The organism is Sphingomonas sp. BK481 (assembly GCF_014194875.1).
Lineage (GTDB): Bacteria > Pseudomonadota > Alphaproteobacteria > Sphingomonadales > Sphingomonadaceae > Sphingomonas > Sphingomonas aerolata.
The window spans coordinates 1-18664 of record NZ_JACIAP010000024.1; the positions used below are offsets into that span (position 1 = coordinate 1).

13 protein-coding genes are annotated in these 18664 nt (G+C 64.1%); 10 read left to right on the forward strand and 3 right to left on the reverse strand.

Annotation, left to right across the window (positions count from 1 at the left end):
• Positions 1-272: 272 nt before the first annotated feature.
• Together FHY04_RS21490 and FHY04_RS21495 are read right to left on the reverse strand one after the other, a co-directional pair.
• A complete protein-coding gene (locus tag FHY04_RS21490) occupies positions 273-662 on the reverse strand; it encodes a hypothetical protein (protein ID WP_221211931.1) in 390 nt (129 codons plus the stop codon).
• Positions 659-3250, reverse strand: coding sequence for an ATP-binding protein (locus FHY04_RS21495; RefSeq protein WP_183937846.1), 2592 nt, complete (start codon positions 3248-3250; stop codon positions 659-661). Before FHY04_RS21495 ends, FHY04_RS21490 begins: the two co-directional genes overlap by 4 nt.
• A gap of 681 nt (positions 3251-3931) precedes the next feature.
• Here FHY04_RS21495 and FHY04_RS21500 point away from each other — a divergent pair.
• The gene (locus FHY04_RS21500) at positions 3932-4303 is read left to right on the forward strand and encodes a response regulator (protein ID WP_051916249.1); all 372 of its coding nucleotides are present in this window, start codon (positions 3932-3934) and stop codon (positions 4301-4303) included.
• Positions 4303-6600 carry a sensor histidine kinase gene (locus FHY04_RS21505; RefSeq protein WP_183937848.1) on the forward strand — a complete coding sequence of 766 codons (2298 nt, stop codon included), beginning with the start codon at positions 4303-4305 and terminating at the stop codon, positions 6598-6600. The genes FHY04_RS21500 and FHY04_RS21505 overlap by 1 nt, the downstream gene beginning before the upstream one ends.
• Positions 6601-6822: 222 nt before the next feature.
• Here FHY04_RS21505 and FHY04_RS21510 read toward each other — a convergent pair whose 3' ends face one another.
• Positions 6823-7236 (reverse strand): VOC family protein, encoded by a 414-nt coding sequence (locus tag FHY04_RS21510; protein ID WP_260171723.1) that lies wholly within the window; start codon positions 7234-7236, stop codon positions 6823-6825.
• Positions 7237-7828: 592 nt separating this feature from the next.
• Here FHY04_RS21510 and FHY04_RS21515 point away from each other — a divergent pair.
• From FHY04_RS21515 to cobA, 8 genes are all read left to right on the forward strand, one after another.
• Positions 7829-8407: an ANTAR domain-containing response regulator gene (locus FHY04_RS21515; protein ID WP_183937852.1), complete on the forward strand. Its 579-nt coding sequence runs from the start codon at positions 7829-7831 to the stop codon at positions 8405-8407.
• Positions 8404-9612, forward strand: coding sequence for an ABC transporter substrate-binding protein (locus FHY04_RS21520; protein WP_183937854.1), 1209 nt, complete (start codon positions 8404-8406; stop codon positions 9610-9612). Before FHY04_RS21515 ends, FHY04_RS21520 begins: the two co-directional genes overlap by 4 nt.
• A 191-nt stretch (positions 9613-9803) precedes the next feature.
• A complete protein-coding gene (locus tag FHY04_RS21525) occupies positions 9804-11087 on the forward strand; it encodes a NarK/NasA family nitrate transporter (RefSeq protein WP_183937856.1) in 1284 nt (427 codons plus the stop codon).
• Entirely contained in the window at positions 11087-12304 is a 1218-nt protein-coding gene (locus FHY04_RS21530) for an alginate export family protein (protein WP_183937858.1), read from the forward strand. The genes FHY04_RS21525 and FHY04_RS21530 overlap by 1 nt, the downstream gene beginning before the upstream one ends.
• On the forward strand, positions 12301-14769 hold the full coding sequence (nirB, locus tag FHY04_RS21535) for a nitrite reductase large subunit NirB (protein ID WP_183937860.1): 2469 nt from the start codon (positions 12301-12303) through the stop codon (positions 14767-14769). Before FHY04_RS21530 ends, nirB begins: the two co-directional genes overlap by 4 nt.
• Positions 14766-15113, forward strand: a complete 348-nt coding sequence (nirD, locus tag FHY04_RS21540) for a nitrite reductase small subunit NirD (protein ID WP_183937862.1) — start codon at positions 14766-14768, stop codon at positions 15111-15113. Before nirB ends, nirD begins: the two co-directional genes overlap by 4 nt.
• Positions 15110-17719, forward strand: coding sequence for a nitrate reductase (locus tag FHY04_RS21545; RefSeq protein WP_183937864.1), 2610 nt, complete (start codon positions 15110-15112; stop codon positions 17717-17719). Before nirD ends, FHY04_RS21545 begins: the two co-directional genes overlap by 4 nt.
• Positions 17706-18536: a uroporphyrinogen-III C-methyltransferase gene (cobA, locus tag FHY04_RS21550; protein ID WP_183937866.1), complete on the forward strand. Its 831-nt coding sequence runs from the start codon at positions 17706-17708 to the stop codon at positions 18534-18536. Before FHY04_RS21545 ends, cobA begins: the two co-directional genes overlap by 14 nt.
• Positions 18537-18664: the final 128 nt, after the last annotated feature.

Sequence of the window (18664 nt, forward strand, 5' to 3'; positions counted from 1 at the left end):
CCACCTGCCGACCCATCATGTCCATACTCCCGCCGCCTGGCAGGAGTGAATCACGCCTTCCTCGTCGTCGCAAGCACGCGTTTTTCAACAGTCTCACCGGTTTTTGCATTGATCCAAGAACGGCATGAAACCTAGGGTTCCTCCGATGCAAAAGGCTGGTGCAGCTGTGGCGCCCATGCAGTGGCTGGTTTTCCGGGGTGCAGCCCTAAAAGTGGAAAGTTCGCTTCCCTCTCCATTCCCGACATTTACAAAAAATCTGACGCCAAAAGCGGTCAATCGCGGCGCATGAATATCCAGTAGCCGCCCGTACTGGCAGACTGGATGCGCACCGTCAGTTCCCGGTCGCGGTCCTCGAAGTCGCCGACGTGGCTGAATTCCAAATCGAGCACGCCCGATACCCGGGCACGCTCGACGCGACCGCGAAAGTCGGGATTGTCCATACAGGGGGCGATCCTGCTGAAGAAGTCGAGGCCGAGACGGTCGTGATTGCCGGAACCCGACAGGCGCCGCTCTGCCGCACTATAATATTCGACCGTGCCATCGTCACCGATCCGGATTGCGCCATAGGGCAAGGCGTCGACCGTTTCGTTTGGTAGCGCCTCTATCGCCATCGCCAGCTGGGGCTCGTTGAAATCGGGTAGCTCACGGGCGTCAACCATCATCGTTCCCCCACCGCTTCACGTTCGATGACAACCGCACCGACGATATGATCGACGACGATCCCGTCCGACGAGAAGGGCAGCAACAGCCGCTCGAATGTTTCCCTATACCCGTCACCAAGGTTGATACGGGCATATTCATGCGATGGCTTGCCCGTCAGCGCGCAGCGCCGATAGGCCGCCTCGCGCGCCGCGAGGCTATCGTTGCCACTGACCGGCATCTCGGTGGCGGCGATGCTGTGCGGTACAGCGTTGCGCAAGGTGTCGCCGACCAGCGTGAAGGTGAAATGGATCGGCACCTTCCCCAAGTCGATCTGCGCAACCACGATCCGGTGCGGCTCGCTGCATGCATTGATCGTGAAGGTCTCGAACAACGGGATGACTTGGCCTGCGCGGATGGCGCGCCAGTGGTCGAGCAATGACCGGGTGCAATCGGACTTCAGGCGCAGCGTCAGCCGATCGAGCCGCTCGGCATCGGACGCACGCTGGTCCCGTGCAATCAGGATGCGGCGCAGCGCATAGTGCAATACGGCGGGATTGAAGGGCTTCTGCACCACCGTCTCGCCATCGAGAGCGGCTTCGTTGGCGATCCCCGTCATGAACAGGCAGGGAATGTCCGATCCCGACGCGCGCACCTGCGCGACCAGGTCGTTACCGGTCATGTCCGGCATGTGGACGTCGGTCACGAGCGCGTCGATCGCCCGCGTCCGTAACATGAGCAGCGCCGCCTGTGCGTCCGGCGCCACGATCACGTCGAAGCCGTCGTCTGACAATCCTTCGGCGATCATGGCGCACAATTCGGCGTCATCATCGACCAGCAGGACCGTTTCGAAAGCGCGCCCGGTCGCGTTGAAACCGGGCTCGTCGCTGCGGGGTGCAGGATCGGAGGCGCCAGGATCAACGGCACGCGGCAGGAAGATCGAGAATGTGGTTCCGTGGCCGGGGCGGCTTTCGATACGCAGGGCACCGCCCGACTGCTCCACGAAGCGCTGCACCATCGCGAGGCCCAGCCCGGTCCCCTTGCCGCGCGCCTTGGTGGTGAAGAACGGCTCGGTAATCCGCTGCAAGGTATCGCTGTCCATGCCGGGGCCGTTGTCGGCCACGACGATCCTGATCGCGTCCTGACCGTCCAGTTCTGGCGGATGATCCGGTGAAGTCGGGGCGCAATTGCTGACGGCGATATGCAGGTGGCCGCCGCCATTCATCGCATCGCTGGCATTGTTGGCAAGGTTGAGCAGCGCCGATTGCAATTGCGTCGGGTCTGCCAGCACAGGCCAGAGATCGTCGTCGCAGTCGATCGCGAGCGCGACGTTGCCGCGCATGCCGTGCCGGACGAGGTCGGAAATCTCGCTGATCGCGCCGGCTAGATCGACACGCTGCGCAACCACATCCTCCTGGCGCGCAAAGGCGAGCAGCTGTCGTACAAGCGCAGCACCCCGCTCAGCCGCGCGCTGACCCATCGTCGCAATCTGCTCGATGCGGGGGTCGTCATTGCGGTTCTGGATAATTGTGAGCCCGCCGATCACCGCGCCGAGAATGTTATTGAAGTCGTGCGCTATGCCCGACACGAGCTGACCAACCGCTTCGAGCTTTTGGCTTTGCAGTTGCGCAGCCTGTACCGCTTCGCGCCGCTCGATCTCGGCCGTGAGGCGTGCATTGGCCTGGTTCAGTGCCGCAGTGCGAGCACGGACACGACGCTCCAGGTCAATATTCAGGTCCCGCAATTCGGCCTCGCGGCGACCCAAGGCCCGCGTCCCGTGCTCCCTGTCGATGAGTTCATGGAAATAGCAGACGATGCCATAGCATTCGTCCGGCAGTGTCACACGCTCGATCCGCCAGCCATATGCCTCGCGTGCCTCGATATCCGCGCGCTGTTTCGGCGTTGCTGCCGCGTCATACGCCATGCCAGTGTCGAGCGTCTGTCGGAAGCGGGCGATCGCTTCGCTGGCAAAGGGCTCGGGCCAGAGGGCACGAAGAACGTCGGCGAAATCGCGGCCGAGCAGCGGCTGGATATTTTCAAATACCGTCTGGGCGCCGCGGCTGACAACGCGCAGCCTGAAATCCGCATCGACCAGGCAGATTTCGAGAGGGTTGTTCGCGATCAGCGCTTCGAATGTCTCGATCTGGCGGCGAAGCCGGCCTTTCTGGACCTTGTCATGCGTGATGTCGCGCATGACCGATACGAAGCCGGTGATTTCGCCCCGCTCATCGCGCGTCGCGAATGTCGAGCGCTGGACGTCGATGATGTCGTCGGTCTTCAGATTGACGAGCTGCATCTCGCCCTCCCACACGCCGTCCCGCCTCGCTGTCGGCACGACGACCTCTTCGACGAGGTGGCGTTGTTCTGGGACAACGTAATCGGTCAGCCGCATCGGGAAAATGTCGGCCGCCTCGACTCCGATCAGGCGTCGGCCGGCCGGATTGAGATAGGCGAGTCGACCGCCGGCGTCACAAAGGCCGATCAGGTCGCCGGTGTATTCCGCCATTTGGATCAGCGCGGCGCTTCCATGTGGAACCGCCTTGAGAAAGTCGGCGCGGCGCCCCTTGGCGAGAGGCTCTACGCAGTGACCGTCCTCGCTTGCGTCTTCCATAAAGGGCTCCCTGCCAGCGGGATCGATCCGGATGCGAAACATTAACCCTATTTCGAGGACAGCACCATATCGGTTGTGATTCTTGCTGAAATCTGTTGTATTTTTGGAGTCGAACTCGCCCAGCTAAATTCAGCCCGACGGGCCGCGCGTCTCAGCGCACAAAGAGTCGCATGCGATTGCCAGCCTATCGAAACGGCACTCGGCGCTATCGCTGCTGGGATAGGGCGGGCCTCGGCTAACACCTGAATGCACGGCTGAGACTGTCGATCCTGCTCCCAGTCCCGGACGCTCAACCGCGGTTTCGCGCGCGCTGGTACCGGACATCGGTTTATGTCGGCTTCGTGCCGACCCCTGAGAGAAGCACGAATCCCGGGTGACGATCATAAGCCCAGCAGAAAAACGGCTTTTGTACTGGTTTAGCTACCGTTTCGTCAGGCCTTCGCACTCGCTGTGGCGGAGAGAGGCCTGCCTCTGTGACGTAGACCGCGAGAGAGACGCGGCCATTCGTAGTCGGCAGCGCATCTGCTTGCGAGAGAAGTGTTGCGGCAGCGCCGTACGAGCGGGGACGTCGCGATTCAGGCGCAGGCTCATCAACGTCGACGTTTATTCACGTCGCCATTTACACGTTGAAAACTTCGCGTTCTTATCTTGAGCTTGCGTCACCATTGAAAGTGCCCAACAATGATCTTGGTCGTCGAGGACGAGACCGACGTCCGGGAGGAGTTGGTTGAAATGTTAGAATTGCGCTCGTTCGCGGTTAGCGGCGCAGCGTGTGTGGCCCTTGCGCTGGAGAGCTTGAAGCAAGGTTCCAGCCACGTAACCCTGTTGACGGACCTCCGCTTGCGAGACGGCAGTGGCCTTGACCTGGTCCGCGCAATCCGAGCCGACCCTGACCTGCGGGCAAAGGTGAACACCATAATCCTGATGACAGGCCACACCGATCTGACCGAACAAATAGAGCATGAAACCAAGAAGAAGGATCTTCATGTCCTTTTCAAGCCAGTCGACTTAGAATTGCTCCTGTCACTGCTTACACAAGACGGGCGGGGTTGATGAATGACATCGTCAACCGCTTACGCCACGGCGGCGAGTCTGAGCTAGCCGCAGAGCCGCTACGGCAAATGACCGTCCAGGGATGGGCTCTGACGATCGTCCTTTTGGCCGTGGCCATCGGCGCGAGTTCTTTCCGCATTATTCTTGCGCCCGGATTCGAAATGTATCTCGGCCCCATTTTTTACCTTTTCGCATACAGGTTGGGTGGTCTGCGGTTAGCCATTCCCATGGTACTGCTAACGATGGCGTCATCCTGGTTCTGGTGGGGCCATATCTTTACCATCGCGCTGGCGCTGGGACATGTAGTTTTCATCAATTGGAATCGCTTCGCTGGCTCTTCACTTGCCATCGCCACCGCCGTCTTTTTGCTTACCATCGGGACGGCGGCGGGGTTTCTATTTCTGCGCATCAACTACGATGCGTCGCTAACGATCTTCGCGCTGACGATGATCCGCAAGCTTCTCAACGATGTGTTGATGGCAGCGCTGGTCGATCTAGCGCTGTCACTCTTCGTCGTGAACCTTCCAGCCGGTCGGGTCTCGCTGCGCCGCACGATCAGCCTCGCCCAGCTCCTGCCGGCATCCATTACACTCATCGTGCTCGCGTGCGCGCTCGTCATGTTTGTCAGCAGTGTCCGGCGCTTTCCGGAAGAATTCAAATCCTTCATGGCCGAAACCGCGCGTCTGGCTGAGGTGCGGATCGGTCGCGGGCTCGTGACCGGAAATGGGTTCTTGGGCGTGGCAGAAGTGCACAATACAGGAAGGCATCCCCAAAAACTACTTATCTCGGACGACGAAAGCAGCCTGCGCTCCGCACAAGCGATGCAGCTTTTCGGCTGCACACGGATCGATGATGGACTGCAAGTGACGGGGCCGAACGACCGCAATACGTTCGCCTACTGGGTTACCGCGTGTCAGCTCGGCCGTTACACTCTTCCTGGCCGCAAATATTTCTATCTCTACTCAACCCGACCAGCCGCCGAGAGTGCCTATCGCGTTGTGCTTCTAGAGATGCTCGGCCTAGGCGTCATTCTCGTCGTGTCGATCTTGCTGCAGCTGCTCATCACGCGCGCCCTGCGTCGTTCGCTGCAGGCCTGGAAGGAAGTCGCGGAAGGGTTCGGCCAGCCTGGCCTTTCGCTGCCTCAAAAGCTCACGTTCAACGAGTTCGACCGCCCGATCGCAGCTATCGTCACCGCGAACAACAGCTTTGCCGAGTTGGTGCAAGAGCGCTTGCGAATTGCCCGGGCATTCATCGAACTCAAGAAGGAAATGGACCTGAGCCTTGCAGCCGATATCCGCTTCGACGCTGCCACGGGCACCCTTGCTTTTCTAGACATGAACATCGAACGGGTTGCGCAGGAGCGGTGCGAAGCGATCCATACCAATGATTGTCTAGCTTTTGCGGACATCTGCGATGATGCCGAGGCGTTTGTCGAGTTTCGGCTCGCAGACCAGGAATCGAGTGATTGGTATCTATTCGTCGGTCGCGACCTCCTGGCTCCCGGCCATTGGCGTTCGGGGTGGTTGGTGCGCCTTCGGCAGTCGAAGCTGGCTCAGAATAGGATGCTTCAGCAGGCGCGTCTCGTCGAGCTCGGGGGCATGGCCTCAGCCCTGAGTCATGAACTCAAACAACCTCTCTTCACCATCTCGCTTTCTGCCGAAAATGGCCGATTGTTGCTCGATCAGGCGAGTCCCGATGGCGCGGCGCGTGCTCGCGATAAGTTTGATCGGATCAGCGAACAGGTAAACCGCGCTCGCGATATCATTGCGCGTATTTCGCGCTACGCTCGGATCGAGAATGACAGCCCCGAACCGCTTGATCTGGGCGACGTCGTCAGCACAACCTTGTCCTTCATGCGGCCCCTGCTGATCCAGCACGATGTCGGCGTGAAAATGACGTTGCCAGACGGGCCGCCGGTTCTGCTCCTTGCTCCGCGCGTCGGCCTCGAGCAGGTGCTCGTCAACGCCATTCAGAACGCGGTCGACTCCATCGCAACGCGACGCGAAGCCGAGGACGCTAGTCTGACCGGTGCCGTCGAGCTGGAGATAACTGTCTCAGAGCGCGGCGTTCGCATCAGTATTGTGGACAATGGCGCCGGGCTGTCTTTGAGTCATCCGGACCGGGCATTCGATGCCTTTATGACCACCAAGGAGACGGATCGCGGGACAGGTCTTGGCCTCTATATCTCCCGGCAGATCGTCATGGAAATCGGCGGAAAGATCAGCATCAGATCGCGCGAAGCTCCGGAGCGAGGTGCGATCCTGACCATCGATTTTCCCGATTTTGTGGCTATTTAGCCTATCAGGCTTCCATTGGAGACGGTGGATCGAACCTGGCCGCCGCGCTGCTGACGCTGAGCCTGACCAAATGGCCGTTCTTCTCTCATAGCGTACGTTCCGCGGCTGTTAGTTGCGGTAGAATCGCACGGCAGGACGCGATTTGGCGTTCGCGGAGCCGGGTTGCGCGCCACCGCAATTCTCGGCGAGCGTCCGAAACTGCCCATTTCTGTCGAGAAGGGCTTACTTTGATGCAGTCTCAGCCTTCGGCTCCCACAACTCTATCTTGGTCCCGTCCGGATCAACGATCCACGCAAATTTCCCGCTTGCGTCGGTGTCATCCCTTTTGAGTATCGCAACGCCCTTTAGTTTCAGGCGATCAACGAACGCGTCCAAGTCATCTACCGCGAAATTCAGCATGAACTCGCGCTTTGAGGGTTCCATGTAGTTGGATTCCTCCTTGAATACATTCAGAGTGAGTACTGGCGGGTGCTCCGGCGCGTCATAGGGCAACACGACTCCGCCCCACGCCTCAAATTTGAGACCGAGAACATCGCGATACCACGCCATGAGGGCTTTCGGCGCTTTGCTCTTAAAGAAGATGCCACCGATGCCGGTGATTCTTCCAATCGGTTCTGCGGAGATAGTCATAGGCATCAATGCGGACAAGGCGGCAACGACTGATAGTAGCCTGCGAATAGTCGGCACAGCATTGGCTCACCCCATCGTTGCTGGTACGATGGTATCGGCGAGCGGATCGCCTGGCAACTTTATTCCCGATCGACCATTCTCTTTGCAGAAAGCGGCAGTCTCGCGATATCGGTTATTGCCACGGGCCTTCCCGTAAGCGGACGGTCAGCAATCCTTCCCATCATGACGTTCATGGTCGAACACCGGACAACGAAAGCGGTCCGCGCGAAGATGAACGAATGACTGAAGTTGGGGAGCGGGGAAGTCCGCGCGAATGACCGAATTTGGGCCTGGCTAATCGGGCGCTCGGCAAGACCGGTATCGGCCCGAGACGGTCATTCCGATCAGTTTCGGTAAACGTCCGATAGTGACAGAAGCTGCCGGTCAGGCTGCGCAGAGCGCCCGGCCGGCGGTGCGCCCGCGGATCACCGCTTCCATGATGTGTTTGCAGTCCCAAAATCTGTCGTCGTAAGCGCGCTCACGGCTTCAGGAGATCGTCCGCTCAATCAGCTTTGGTCTACAAGGTCATCGGTCTAAGGGCGTCACGGGGGACACGCATTTGCGGATCGCGATTGTCGATGAAAGTGCCGCGCGCGCGGCGGTGATCGAGGAAGGGCTGCGCGATGCGGGCCTGAGCGATGTCACGATCTTCGTCGATCGGCGCGGGATCGCCGCGCGGCTCGAGGCGCTGTCGCCCGATGTCGTGCTGATCAACCTCGCCAACCCGCACCGCGACGAGTTGGAAGAACTGTTCGACTTGTCCAAGGCGATGGCGCGGCCGGTCGCGATGTTCGTCGACCAGAGCGACGTGGCGGGGATCGAGGCGGCGATCGACGCGGGCGTTTCCGCCTATGTCGTTGACGGGCTGAAGAAGGAGCGGATCCGGCCGATCCTCGAACTCGCGATCCGCCGGTTTCGCGCCTATTCGCGGCTGCGCACCGAACTCGACGAAGCGCGCAGCGCGCTCGCCGAGCGCAAGGCGATCGACGAGGCCAAGGCGCTGCTGATGAAGAAGCGCGGGATCGACGAGCCAGCAGCGTATGCCGCGCTGCGCAAGGCGGCGATGGATAGCGGGCGGCGGATCGGCGATGTCGCCGACGCGATCGTCACCGCCAACCGGCTGATGGGGGATATATGACGACCACGCCGTTCCGCATCGGTTTTTTGCCGCTGGTCGACGCCGCCTTGCCGATCCTTGCACGCGAACTTGGGTTTGCCGAGGCCGAGGGCATCTCGCTCGAGCTGATCCGCGACATCAGCTGGGCCACGGTCAATGACCGGCTGCTCTATGGCCATAGCGATGCCGCGCATCTGCTCGCGCCGCTCGCGATCGCGACGACGCTGGGGCTGGGGCGGCCGGCGACGCCGCTGTCGGTTCCGTTCGTGCTCGGGCTCAACGGCAATGCGATCACGCTGCGGCCCGATCTTGCCGCGCAGGTCACAGCCGTGGGCGCGCCGGGCGATGTCGCGGCGATCGGGGCGCGGCTTGCGATCGTCGCGCAGGCGGCGCGCGAGCGCGGCACGCCGTTGCGCTTTGGTGTGGTGCATCGCTATTCGAGCCACAATTACATGCTGCGCTACTGGCTGATCGGCTGCGGGATTGATCCCGACGCCGACGTCGCGATCGTCACGGTCGCACCGCCCTTCGCCGCCGACGCGCTTGCCGCGGGCGAGATTGACGGGATCTGCGTCGGCGAGCCGTGGAACAGCGTCGCGGTCGATCGCGGCGTCGGCGTGATCGTCGCGGTGACGTCGCAGATCTGGCTGCGCGGCGTCGAGAAGGTGCTGGCGATGCGGACCGCGCGGATGGAGGAGGATCCCGACCTTACCCACCGCCTGCTGCGGGCGCTGTACCGGGCGGGCGTCGCTTTCGTCGATCCGGCACGGCGCGAGGACATTGCCGCAATCCTCGCGGGTCCGGCCTATCTCGATGGATCGGCGACGCTGATCGGCCACGCGATCTCGGACCGCATCGTGTTTGCGCGAGGAGCGGCGCCGATCGACGTGCCCGACTTCATGTTCCAGCATCGTGAAGCGGCCAATTTTCCGTGGGTCAGCCAGGCGGCGTGGCTCTATGCGCAGATGACGATCGCGGGCCATGTCCCGGCAAATGCCACCAGCTATGACGCCGCGCAGCGCGTCTTCCGCCCCGACGTCTATCGCGCCGCGCTGCGGCCGCTGGGCGTCCCGCTGCCGGGGGCGAGCTCGAAGCTCGAGGGCGGGATCGTCGAAGCGCTGGGCGTGGGCACCACACAGGGGCGGCTGATCCTCGGCGCAGACCGATTCTTCGATGCGCGCAGCTTCGATCCTGCCGATCTGGCCGGCTATCTGGGTGGATTCTGAGCTTTAAGCACCGCGTTGCAGAAAATTGTTGCGTTGCGGCGCGAATCGATGCAGCTTTCGGTCATCGTCGAGACGCTGCAACGGGGTAGCGTCTTCGGCATCACCAACAATCTGGCAAAGTCGCCGTCGCGTCTCGCATGATCGAGCGCCGCGGCGGCTTTTTTGCGTTTGCTCGAGGGGGAATCGGGACGATGACGCAGCTGCAGACAGGGTTTGACGCGGGGCTGGCGGGGACCGGCACGCGTGCCAGGGCGAAGCCGACCGCGCCGGGTGCCACCGGCTTCTGGCAGAGCGGGCATCGCCCGACGCTGATCGCCGCGTTTCTCTATTTCGATCTCGCGTTCATGGTGTGGGTGCTGCTCGGACCGCTCGCGCCGATCATCGCCAAGGAGCTGGCGCTGTCGCCCGCCGAGAAGGGGCTGATGGTGGCCGTGCCGACGCTCGCCGGCGCGGTGCTGCGGCTCGTCAACGGGCTGCTCGTCGACAAGATCGGGCCGAAAAAGACCGGGGCGATCGGGCAGATCATCGTCATCGCGGGCCTGTCGATCGGCTGGCTGTTCGGGGTGCACAGCTTCGAGGGTACGCTCGCGCTCGGTGTCGTGCTCGGCTTTGCCGGGGCGAGCTTCGCGGTCGCCCTACCCCTGGCGTCGCGCTGGTATCCGGCCGAGCATCAGGGCAAGGCGATGGGGATCGCGGGCATGGGCAATTCGGGCACCGTGTTCGCCTCGCTGTTCGCGCCGCTGCTCGCCAAGGCGTTCGGGTGGAACGCGGTGCTGGGGCTGGCGGTGATCCCGCTGGTGATCGTGTTTGTGCTCTACATGCTGATGGCGAAGGACTCACCGAGCCAGCCCGCGCCCAAGCCGTTCGCTGCCTATCTGTCGGTGCTCAAGGAAGCCGACACCTGGTGGTTCATGCTGTTCTACGGCGTCACCTTTGGCGGCTTCGTCGGGCTCGCCGCCAGCCTGCCGGTCTATTTCACCGACCGTTTCGGACTGACCCCGGTAATGGCAGGCTATTGCACCGCGGCGTGCGTCTTCACCGGATCGCTGGTGCGGCCGATCGGCGGCGCGGTGGCGGACAGGATCGGCGGGATCAGCGCATTGACCGCGGTCTATCTGCTCGCGGCGATCACGCTGGTCGCGATCAGCACCGCACCTGCCTCGCTGCTCGTCTCGCTCGGCCTGTTCCTGCTGGTGATGGCGACGCTCGGCTTTGGCAATGGTGCTGTGTTCCAGCTCGTGCCGCAGCGCTTCCGCAGCGAGATCGGCGTGATGACCGGGCTGGTCGGCTTCGGCGGCGGGATCGGCGGCTTTTACCTTGCCTCATCGCTCGGTTTCGCTAAGCAGTGGACGGGCAGCACGTCGCCGGGCTTCCTGATCTTCGCCGGGCTCGCGGTTATCGCCCTGCTCGGAATCCTCAAGGTCAAGCGCCACTGGCGCGGCAGCTGGACCGCGGCAAGCGGAGCGCGGATCTGATGCGCGCGCTGTCGCTCCTCGCATTGGGAGGGCTGGTGGCGACACCGGCCCTTGCCGACCCGCTCACATTCACCCCGCTGGTCGATGCGCGGCTGCGCTACGAGCATGTCGAGCAGGCGCCGCTCGCCAAGGACGCCGACGCGGTCACGCTCAGGCTCCGCAGCGGGTTCGAGGCGAAGCTCAGCGATTTCAGCTTCCTCGCCGAGTCCGAGGCAACGCTCGCGATCAACCCGGCGTACAACAGCGGGGTCAATGGCAAGACGGCTTACCCGATCGTCCCCGATCCCCAAAATATCGAACTCAACCGGCTGCAGCTGCAATATCGCGGGCTCAAGCAAACCGTCGTCACGGTCGGGCGGCAGGCGATCAACCTGGACGACCAGCGGTTCGTCGGCGCGGTCGCGTGGCGCGACAACGAACAGACCTTCGATGCGGTGCGCGTCGAATGGTCCGCGATCAGGAACCTCAAGGCCGATGTCACCTATGCGAACAACGTCCGCACGATCTGGGGGATCGACGGCGGCAATCGCTTCGGTCCTGCAAAGCTGTCGGAGATCGGCGGCGACAATGTCCTTGCCAATCTGGCGTACAGGACGAGTCTCGGCACGCTGACGGGCTTTGCCTATCTGGTCGACCAGGACCAGCGGCAGGTGTTCGTCAATTCGAGCCAGAGCTATGGCGGGCGCTTCGCCGGGGCCTATTCGCTGAGCAAGACGGTCAAGCTGAGCTACCTCGCGGGTTTCGCGTCGCAGCGCGACTATCATCGCAACCCCAACCGCTATCACGCGGACTATTATGCGGGCGAGCTCGGCATCGCTTTCAGGGCGCTGTCGCTGACCGGCGGGTATGAGGTGCTCGGCGCGGACCGCGGCGTCGCGGTCACGAGCTTCCAGACCCCGCTTGCCACGCTGCACAAGTTCAACGGCTGGGCCGACAAGTTCCTCGTCACCCCGCCCAATGGCCTGCGCGATGCTTACGGCTCGGTCGGTCATGGCTGGAAGACGGTCGCCGGGCTCGACGCGATCGGCCTGATCGCGAGCTACCATCGCTTCGACAGCGACCGGCTTGGCCAGCATTACGGCAACGAGGTCGATGCGCAGGTCAGCGTCCGGAAGGGCCGATACACCGCGCTCCTCAAATATGCCGATTATCGCGCCGATCGCTTTGCGACCGACACCAAGAAACTCTGGCTCTCCCTGGATTGGGCTTTCTCATGACCAAACCCCATTTGATCGTCATCGGCAACGGCATGGCGGGCTGCCGCGCGGTCGAGGAAATCCTCGCGCGTGACGCAAACCGCTATCGCATCACGATCTTCGGCGCCGAGCCGCACGTGAACTACAACCGCATCATGCTGTCGCCGCTGCTGGCGGGGGACAAGGCGTTCGACGACATCGTGATCAACGATCTCGCCTGGTATGCCGACAATGCGATCGAGCTCGTCACGAGCGACCCCGTCGTCGCGATCGACCGCAAGATCCAGACCGTCACCGCGCGCTCGGGTCGCGTCGAAAGCTACGACACGCTCATCCTCGCGACGGGCTCGGACCCGTTCATCATCCCGGTGCCGGGGCACGATATGCAAGGTGTCGTCACATTCCGCGACATAGACGATGTCGGCGCGATGCTCCGCGCAGCCGACGCCGGAGGAGATGCGGTGGTGATCGGCGGCGGTCTGCTCGGGCTCGAGGCAGCGCATGGCCTGTCGCTCCGCGGCATGAAGGTGACCGTGCTCCACATCATGCCGACGCTGATGGAGCGGCAGCTCGACGAAGCGGCCGGGTGGCTGCTCAAGGAAGCGCTCGAGGCACGCGGCCAGACGATCCTGACCGGGGCGGATACCGCCGAGATCTACGGCCAGGGCAAGGTCGAGGGCGTCCGCCTCAAGGACGGGCGCGACATCCCTGCGGCGCTGGTGGTGATGGCGGTCGGCATCCGCCCCAACGTCAAGCTCGCGCGCACGGCGGGGCTGGCGATCGGGCGCGGCATCCATGTCGACGACCACCTCGTCACGTCCGACGCCAACGTGCTCGCGGTCGGCGAGTGCGTCGAGCATAACGGCCTCGTCTATGGCCTCGTCGCGCCGCTATGGGACATGTGCCGCAGCCTTGCCGACGGGCTCGTCGCGACACCCTCGGGCTATACCGGATCGGTCACCTCGACCAAGCTGAAGGTCTCGGGGATCGACGTCTTCTCGGCAGGCGATTTCTCGGGCGGCGAAGGCTGCGAGGACATCGTCATGCGCGATGCCGCGCGCGGCATCTACAAGCGCGTCGTGGTCAAGGACGACCGCATCGTCGGTGCGGTGCTCTACGGCGATACGCAGGACGGCAACTGGTATTTCGATCTGCTCAGGAAGCAGCAGGACGTCGCCGAAATCCGCGACGCTTTGATCTTCGGCCAGGCGTTCGCCAGCGGAGGAGCGGCATCGGCAAACCCTAATGCGGCAGTCGCGGCGCTGGCGGACGACGCCGAGATCTGCGGCTGCAACGGCGTCAGCAAGGGCAGGGTGGTCGGCGCGATCGCGGGTGGCGCGTGCACGCTCGACGCGGTGCGCGCGTGCACCAAGGCGTCGGCCTCGTGCGGGTCGTGCACGCCACTGGTCGAGGGGTTGCTCGCGGTCACGCTGGGTGACGCGTTCGACGGCGAGCGCAGCGCGCCGACGGTGTGCAAATGCACCAGCTTCACGCATGAGGACGTTCGCCGGCTGATCCTCGAAAAGGATCTCAAGGCGATCCCGCAGGTGATGCAGGCGCTGCACTGGACGACGCCCGATGGCTGCTCGTCGTGCCGGCCTGCGCTCAATTACTATCTGCTCTGCGCCTGGCCGGGCGAGTTCGTCGACGACAACCAGTCGCGCTTCGTCAACGAGCGGATGCACGCCAACATCCAGAAGGACGGCACCTATTCGGTCGTCCCGCGGATGTGGGGCGGGGTCACCAATCCCAGGGAATTGCGCGCGATCGCCGATGTCGCGGAGAAATACGAGGCGCGGATGGTCAAGGTGACCGGCGGCCAGCGTCTCGACATCTTCGGCATCAAGAAGGAGGATCTCCCCGCGGTGTGGGCCGATCTCAACGCCGCCGGGATGGTCAGCGGCCATGCCTATGCCAAGGCGCTGCGCACCGTGAAGACGTGCGTCGGGTCCGAATGGTGCCGCTTCGGCACGCAGGATTCGACCGGGCTCGGGATCAAGACCGAGCAGATGACCTGGGGCAGCTTCATGCCGCACAAGTTCAAGATCGCGGTGTCGGGCTGTCCACGCAATTGCGCCGAGGCGACGATCAAGGATTTCGGCGTGATCTGCGTCGACAGCGGATATGAACTGTCGATCGGCGGCAATGGCGGGATAAAGCTGCGCGGCACCGATTTCCTGTGCAAGGTCGCGACCGAGCAGGCGGCGCTCGATCACTGCGCCGCGTTCATCCAGCTCTACCGCGAGGAAGCGCGCTATCTCGATCGCACCGCACCGTGGGTAGAGCGCGTCGGGCTCGACTATATCAAGGCGCGGATCGTCGAGGACGTGGAGGGCCGCGAGGCGCTGACCGCGCGCTTCCATTATTCGCAGCGCTTCATGCAGGACGATCCCTGGGCGAAGCGCGCTGCGGGGGAGGATTACAAACTCCACCAGCATCTCGCTGAGATCCGTCCGCTGGCGACGTCTGCGCTGGTGACGGCATGAGCGCGGTCGGCGAATGGCTGGACATCGGTCCGGTCGATCAGCTCCCGGCGCGCGGCGCTCGGACGCTGCCGGTGCGCGGCGGGCGCGAGATCGCGATCTTCCACACCGCCAATGGCGAGGTCTATGCGCTCGCCAACCAGTGCCCGCACAAACAGGGGCCACTCAGCCAGGGGATCGTCCACGACACCACGGTGACGTGCCCGCTGCATAATTGGCGGATCTCGCTGGTGACGGGCGAGGCGCTCGGAGAGGACAAGGGGTGCGTGCCGGTGATCCCGGTCAAGATCGATGGCGGGCGGATCCTGATCGGCCGGGCTGAAGCGCTTGCGGGGGTAGCGGCATGATAAGCCCCTTCCCTTCAGGGGAGGGGCTAAGTGTAAGGACGACATGCGCCTATTGCGGTGTCGGCTGCGGCGTGATCGCCACGCCGACCGGCGGGCGCACCGCGACGATTGCCGGCGACCCTGACCACCCCGCCAACTTCGGCAAGCTCTGCTCCAAGGGCACCCATCTCGGCGAGACGATCGGCCTCGAGGGCCGCTTGCTCCATCCGATGATCGGCACCCGCCAGACCAGCTGGGACGACGCGCTCGATCACGTCGCGCAGCGTTTCGCCGCGACGATCGCCGAATATGGCCCCGACAGCGTCGCCTTCTACGCTTCGGGCCAGATGCTGACCGAGGATTATTACGTCGCCAACAAGCTGATGAAGGGGTTTATCGGCACCGCCAATATCGACACCAATTCGCGGCTCTGCATGGCGAGCGCGGTGGCGGCGCATGTTCGTGCGTTCGGCGAGGATGTCGTGCCGTGCAGCTATGACGATCTCGACGTCGCCGACCTGATCGTGCTGGTCGGATCGAATACTGCCTGGTGCCATCCGGTGATCTGGCAGCGGATCGAGGCGGCGCGGGCAGCGCGCGGCACCAAACTCGTGGTGATCGACCCGCGCCGCACCGAGACCGCCGAGCGCGCCGATCTCCATCTCGCGATCGCGCCCGACAGCGACGTCGCTTTGTTCACTGGACTGCTCGCGCATATGCGCGATAGCTGGCGGCTCGACGGGAAGGCGCTGGCCGAGCGCGTGCATGTCCCCGACGGCTTCTGGAAGACGCTGCCGAACCCCGACGTCGCGCGCATCTGTGACATCGCAAGCGCCGACCTGCAGGCGTTCTACGATCTGTTCGCGGATCACCCGCGCACGATCACGCTGTTCAGCCAGGGCGTGAACCAGTCGACCAGCGGCACCGACAAGGCCAACGCGATCATCAACCTCCACCTCGCCACCGGCCGCATCGGCAAGCCCGGCGCGGGGCCGTTCAGTATCACCGGCCAGCCCAATGCGATGGGCGGGCGCGAAGTCGGCGGGCTTGCCTCGACGCTCGCAGCGCACATGGGGTTTTCGGAGGCCGAGCGCGATCGTGCGCAACGGTTCTGGCAATCGCCGACGATCTGTCCGGGGCCGGGGCTGAAGGCGGTCGACATGTTCGAGGCGATGGCCAAGGGCAGGATCAAGGCGGTGTGGATCATGGCGACCAACCCCGCCGTGTCGATGCCTGACGCCCGCATGGCGCGCGTCGCGCTCGCCAACTGCCCGTTCGTCGTGGTGTCCGACTGCATCGCCAAGACCGACTCGCTGCAGTTTGCGCAGATAAAACTCCCCGCGCTCGGCTGGGGCGAGAAAGACGGCACGGTCACGAATTCCGAGCGCCGGGTGTCACGCCAGCGTGCTTTCTTGCCGCCGCCGGGCGAGGCGCGCGCCGACTGGTGGGCGATCGCGGAGGTCGCACAGCGCATGGGGTTCGCCGGCTTCGACTATCCGAGTGCGGCCAGCGTCTTCCGCGAATTCGCCGCGCAGACCGGGTTCGAGAATAACGGCACGCGAATGCTCGACATTTCCGGCGAGGCAGCGATTTCAGACGCCGACTATGCGGCGATGGCGCCGTTCCAATGGGGCGGCGCCTCCCCGTTCGCCGAGCGCGCTTTCCCGACCCCTGACGGCAAGGCGCGGCTCGTGCCCGTCGTTCCCACACCGCGCAACGACGCCAGCCGCGCCTACCCGTTGCGGCTCAACACCGGCCGCTACCGCGACCAATGGCACACGATGACGCGGACCGGCCTCTCGCCCAAGCTGTCGCAGCACCGCCGCGAACCGCTGGTCGAGGTTCACCCCGACATGGCGCAACGGCTCGGCCTCACCGACGGCGCACTCGCGCGAGTCGAGACCCCGCACGGCATGAGCATTTTCCGCGTCGCGATCACCTCCGACCAGCGCCGCCGCGAACTGTTCGTGCCGATCCACTGGACCGACCAGACCAGCGCCGGCGGTCGCGCCGGATTGCTCCCCGGCAAGGATCGCGACCCCGTCTCGGGCCAGCCCGGCTTCAAGAACACCCCCGCGCTCGCCGGGTCGTACAAGCCCGACTGGACCGGCTTCCTCGTGTCGCGCGAGCGGCCGAGTGCGCCCGATTGCGCCTATTGGACGCGGATCCGCACCGCGCATGGCTGGCTGATCGAACTGGCGGGGGAGGGCGATCCCGCCGCGCTCACGGCGCTGTTACCAGCCGGCGAGCGCGCCGAAATGATCGACGCGCGGCGCGGCGTGGTGCGCGCGGCGGTGGTCGCGGACGGCCAGCTCGAGGCAGCCTTGTTCGTCTCGCGGGGCGCCGGCCTGCCGTGGCGCGACTGGCTGCTCGGCCAACTCGGCGTTCCCAATGCCGCGTCATTCGAAGTGCTTGCCGGCCGCCCGGCCACGCCCGCGGCCGATCGCGGGCCGATCGTCTGCGTGTGCTTCGACGTCGGACTCAACAGCCTGCTCGCCGCGATCACCCGCCAGCGGCTCGTCAGCGTCGAAGCGGTCGGCGCCGCGCTCAATGCCGGCACCAATTGCGGGTCGTGCCGCCCCGCCATCGCCAAATTGCTGCACGTCCAGGAGAGTGTCCATGTCTGAACTCATCGCACCCGGCGACGTGTGGCTGGTCGGCGCGGGGCCCGGCGACCCCGATCTGCTGACGCGCAAGGCCGAGAAGCTGATCGGCGCGGCGAGCATCGTCTTCTACGATGCGCTGGTCGGGCCGGGGGTGCTGGACCTGATTCCGCCGCATGTGCGGCGCGTCTCGGTCGGCAAGCGATCCGGGCGGCATTCGAAGACACAGCCTGCGATCGACGCACTGCTGGTCGCGGCGGCGCGCGCCGGGGAGCGGGTCGTGCGGCTGAAGGGCGGCGATCCGTCGATCTTCGGCCGCTCGACCGAGGAGGTCGACGCGCTGACCGCGCACGGCTTTCGCGTCCACATCTGCCCCGGCATCACCGCTGCGAGTGCCGCTGCGGCAAGCGCGTGCCTGTCGCTCACGCTGCGCGGGTCGGCCCGCCAGGTGCGGTTCGTCACCGCGCACGCGCGCGCTGGCGAGACGCTGGATCTCGACTGGGCCGCGCTGTCGGAAGGCTCGACGACAATTGCCTTCTACATGGGACGAGGGGCTGCAACTATCATCGCGAGCCAGCTGATCGCGAACGGCCTCGACCCGGCGACTCCGGTGCTGATCGCGAGCGACGTCAGCCTTCCGTCGGAACGTCTCGTCCATACCCGGCTCGATCTGCTTGCGCTCGTGATCGACCGCGCTTCGGGTGCCGGCCCTGCATTGATCTTGGTCGGAGAGGCAATGCGTGCGCAACGCGCGTCTCGACTTGCCCAGTTTGCATACGAAATTAGAGGCAGCGGCGCACTCGGCGTCGGCATGCTCGCGGTGCCTTCAGCAGCGATTTGACCGGTCGCCAGCTCGCTGCCAGATCTTTTCGTTCCCAGCTGGAGGTCGCATGGAGGTTTGATGTCCGGTTTCGCTTGAAGCAGCCGTTCGCGGGGCAAGCAGCGAATGGCTTCAAAGTCCCACTTCTT

Coding starts and splice junctions, on each gene's coding strand:
- FHY04_RS21530 (WP_183937858.1), top strand. CDS start 11,087: ATGCGCGCGCTGTCGCTCCTCGCATTGGGAGGGCTGGTGGCGACACCG.
- nirD (WP_183937862.1), top strand. CDS start 14,766: ATGAGCGCGGTCGGCGAATGGCTGGACATCGGTCCGGTCGATCAGCTC.
- FHY04_RS21490 (WP_221211931.1), bottom strand. CDS start 662: ATGATGGTTGACGCCCGTGAGCTACCCGATTTCAACGAGCCCCAGCTG.
- FHY04_RS21510 (WP_260171723.1), bottom strand. CDS start 7,236: ATGCCTATGACTATCTCCGCAGAACCGATTGGAAGAATCACCGGCATC.
- FHY04_RS21525 (WP_183937856.1), top strand. CDS start 9,804: ATGACGCAGCTGCAGACAGGGTTTGACGCGGGGCTGGCGGGGACCGGC.
- FHY04_RS21495 (WP_183937846.1), bottom strand. CDS start 3,250: ATGGAAGACGCAAGCGAGGACGGTCACTGCGTAGAGCCTCTCGCCAAG.
- FHY04_RS21545 (WP_183937864.1), top strand. CDS start 15,110: ATGATAAGCCCCTTCCCTTCAGGGGAGGGGCTAAGTGTAAGGACGACA.
- FHY04_RS21520 (WP_183937854.1), top strand. CDS start 8,404: ATGACGACCACGCCGTTCCGCATCGGTTTTTTGCCGCTGGTCGACGCC.
- FHY04_RS21505 (WP_183937848.1), top strand. CDS start 4,303: ATGAATGACATCGTCAACCGCTTACGCCACGGCGGCGAGTCTGAGCTA.
- FHY04_RS21500 (WP_051916249.1), top strand. CDS start 3,932: ATGATCTTGGTCGTCGAGGACGAGACCGACGTCCGGGAGGAGTTGGTT.
- nirB (WP_183937860.1), top strand. CDS start 12,301: ATGACCAAACCCCATTTGATCGTCATCGGCAACGGCATGGCGGGCTGC.